Source organism: Chamaesiphon sp. OTE_20_metabat_361 (assembly GCF_031364565.1).
Map to the genome: position 1 here is coordinate 1 of NZ_JANLWO010000821.1, position 2,722 is coordinate 2,722.

A 2,722-nucleotide genomic window follows, 5' to 3' on the forward strand; every position below is an offset into this window, starting at 1 on the left:
TGCAGATTCACCGACAAAAGGAAGAATGATAAATTCCGTAATGCGTGTGGGATACTCAGACTCGATCGCGTGTTGTTGAATTTGTTTTAACTGCTCTAAATGGGCGATTTGCTGGCTGGGAGTCTCGATATGTCCGGCTAACAGCGTACTAGTCGTGGGTAGCCCCAATCGATGAGCCGTAGAGATAATCTCAATCCACGTCGCACTAGAGATCTTTTCGGGGCAAATTACCCGCCGCACCGTATCATCGAGTACCTCCGCCGCCGTTCCTGGCATCGAACCGACACCAGCACGTTGGAGCGCCATAATTACATCAGCATAACTCAACCCATCTTGACGGGCGATAAACTCTACTTCTTGGGGTGAGAAAGCATGAAGATGGAGTTGTGGGAACGTAGTTTTAAGTGCCGTAACTAACTCTACATAATAAGTCAGCGATCGACCCCCAATCTTGGCACCGGGATGTAAACCGCCCTGCATACAAATTTCCGTCGCCGAGAGCGAGACAGCATCAGCGGCTTTAGCTAAAATCTGTTCGGTGCTCAACCAAAATGCGCCCTCAGTACCTGCATCGCGCCGAAAAGCGCAGAAACTACAGTGCTGCTCGCAAATATTGGTGAAGTTAATATTGCGATTGATAACATAGGTAACTGTATCGCCAACTTGCTGGTGTCGAAGCTTGTCGGCTGTCAACCGAATCTGCTCGATAAGATCGGGACTAGTTTGAATCAGGAGCAAGAGTGCATCGGCTGTAGAAATATCCTCGCCTTGCAAGGCTCGATCGAGAATCCGCTCGACCGTGCTAATGTCTGAAGCAATAGTAGAAGCGGCAATTTCAGACATATAGAAATGATAACCAGAATGGAAAATGAATGAGTCAGCGATTGGTGAATATTAGTCCGATCGAGTTCCAATCATTATAGCCACTCTAGTTGAATAGAACTCGAACATTTATAAAATAGACCGAGCCTGAAATCTAGATGGTGGTGGGAAGCGGTTCCCTATTCCCTATTCCCTAAAGCCTATTCCATATTCCCTAAAGCCTAAAACCTAAAGCCTAAAACCTAAAACCTACCGATCGCATTGATGTCACTGACTTGCTAAACTCGATCGGGGAACTAGCGATATTGAGGAAAAGATTTTTATGCCGATCGAGACTTTGTTTCCACTGGCAATTTATTATGAAGATCTGCAAGATGCTGCCAAGCATCAACAAACCTTACTCGATGCGGTATTACAGCTAGAGCGAGAAGGTGGCGAACGCCGTAACTATCCAGAAATGGCCTGGACGGGCGATCTTCATGGCGTGGCTCAAATTCATACCAATCCGGCGTTTGTGTGGATTGTGGAGCAAGTAGAGCGGCATACAGCGATCTATTTGCTAGAGCTGGGAATCGATCTGAGCAAGGTCGATTTATATATTCAGCGGGCATGGCCGATCGTTTCACGGACAGAGCAAGAAGTTGGTGCCCATTGTCACAATACCGCTCACGTTAGTGCTGTTTACTATATTAAAGTCCCGAGCGAGGGGACTTACGATCCGGGGCGGCTGGTGTTTATTGATGAGGCGTTGGTAAATGAGGTGAGTCCGGGATTGGGCAGTGAAAATACCGATATCATTGCTGAAGATAACTACCTCAACCAGCTTCAAGCAGCCTATCTCCCTGTCGAGGGCAGATTATTGATGTTTCCCGCCAAGCAACGTCATGCTGTCACGATGAATGAGACGGAGGAGCTACGCGTCTCTCTATCATTCGATATCGTGCTGACAGCCAAGGGTGCGGCGTCGGGTGCGTATGAGTTCTTGACACCACCACCTACTCAGTGGCAGCAGTTTAAGTCTCATTGATAATTGATAATAAACCAGTCCACGAAGGCGGACTTTGTAGCGTTAGCCCCGATTTCAATCGGAGGCGATGCTAGTGCGGAGCAAATATCCCTAACCCGTTGGCGTAGCCTCTCCGCTAGGAGAAACTGATGTTAGATTAGCAAGATTTACGGCGATCGCCAACCTCAGCCGCCGTTACTCACAGCTTGTACCAGGGAACATTAAGCAAAGTAAACATAGTCGAAGCAGATAAGATTGCGGTCAAAACTGGTGAATATTAGCTACAGCGATGATTTGATGCCAGTTTTACTGGTATGTACCCGGTTGACTAACCTCGCTGCGATCGGTTAGTGTTCAGAATCAAGTGGCGTTAATCTTTAAGATTAATTAATTTATGAAAAGATTTTTACTTCTATTTCTGTCGGCACCTACAGCTCTTAGTACGATTTTACCGTTTGTGACCGCAGCACCCGCTCTGGCTGGTAACAAACCAAGCCTTGACAATAAGTTTTGCGTCAGCACTCACAATCGACTCGTGTGCGTCAAATCTTCACAACTAGCAAGTAACGACCCCAGAGCAGTTCTCATCGCTAAAGCTGCCGCAGAAGCCAAAGATCCCGATGCTTTCGTCAATTTTAGCGATGAAGAAAGTGATGCAGCAGCAGCGATGTTAGGTTGTGACTGCCCTGCTAGTATTCGATCCTTGCGTCACCTTCGCGCGATGGCTGAAGTTAGTTAGACTAGAAACTAGTCGATTGTTGAGAGTGGCGTGATGAATAATCTAGATAATTACGATCCTAGCGGTGTCGGGCAAGTCAATGGTAACTTATTTGGCTTGCCATGCGATTATGATTCAGCGCAGACGATCGTTTTTGGGGTGCCGTGGGAAGTGAC

Annotated in this window: 3 protein-coding genes and 1 pseudogene; 3 read left to right on the forward strand and 1 reads right to left on the reverse strand. The window is 47.2% G+C overall.

Going from position 1 to position 2,722, the window contains the following annotated elements; translation table 11 throughout:
• Window positions 1-843, reverse strand: an 843-nt coding sequence (locus tag RMO35_RS23075; protein WP_396135716.1) for a CofH family radical SAM protein, incomplete at its 3' end; no start/stop codon positions are given.
• 301 nt (window positions 844-1,144) lie between these two features.
• Here RMO35_RS23075 and RMO35_RS23080 point away from each other — a divergent pair.
• The 3 genes and pseudogenes from RMO35_RS23080 to RMO35_RS23090 all read left to right on the forward strand — a co-directional run.
• A complete protein-coding gene (locus tag RMO35_RS23080; RefSeq protein WP_309744738.1) occupies window positions 1,145-1,849 on the forward strand; it encodes a TIGR02466 family protein in 705 nt (234 codons plus the stop codon).
• A 373-nt stretch (window positions 1,850-2,222) separates the two neighbouring features.
• Window positions 2,223-2,567 carry a hypothetical protein gene (locus RMO35_RS23085; RefSeq protein ID WP_309744740.1) on the forward strand — a complete coding sequence of 115 codons (345 nt, stop codon included), beginning with the start codon at window positions 2,223-2,225 and terminating at the stop codon, window positions 2,565-2,567.
• Window positions 2,568-2,600: 33 nt separating this feature from the next.
• Window positions 2,601-2,722: pseudogene (locus RMO35_RS23090) on the forward strand (agmatinase); the annotation flags it as partial.

What these genes read in the sequence shown, in the direction of transcription:
- RMO35_RS23080 (WP_309744738.1), top strand. Translation starts at nt 1,145, where the DNA reads ATGCCGATCGAGACTTTGTTTCCACTGGCAATTTATTATGAAGATCTG.
- RMO35_RS23085 (WP_309744740.1), top strand. Translation starts at nt 2,223, where the DNA reads ATGAAAAGATTTTTACTTCTATTTCTGTCGGCACCTACAGCTCTTAGT.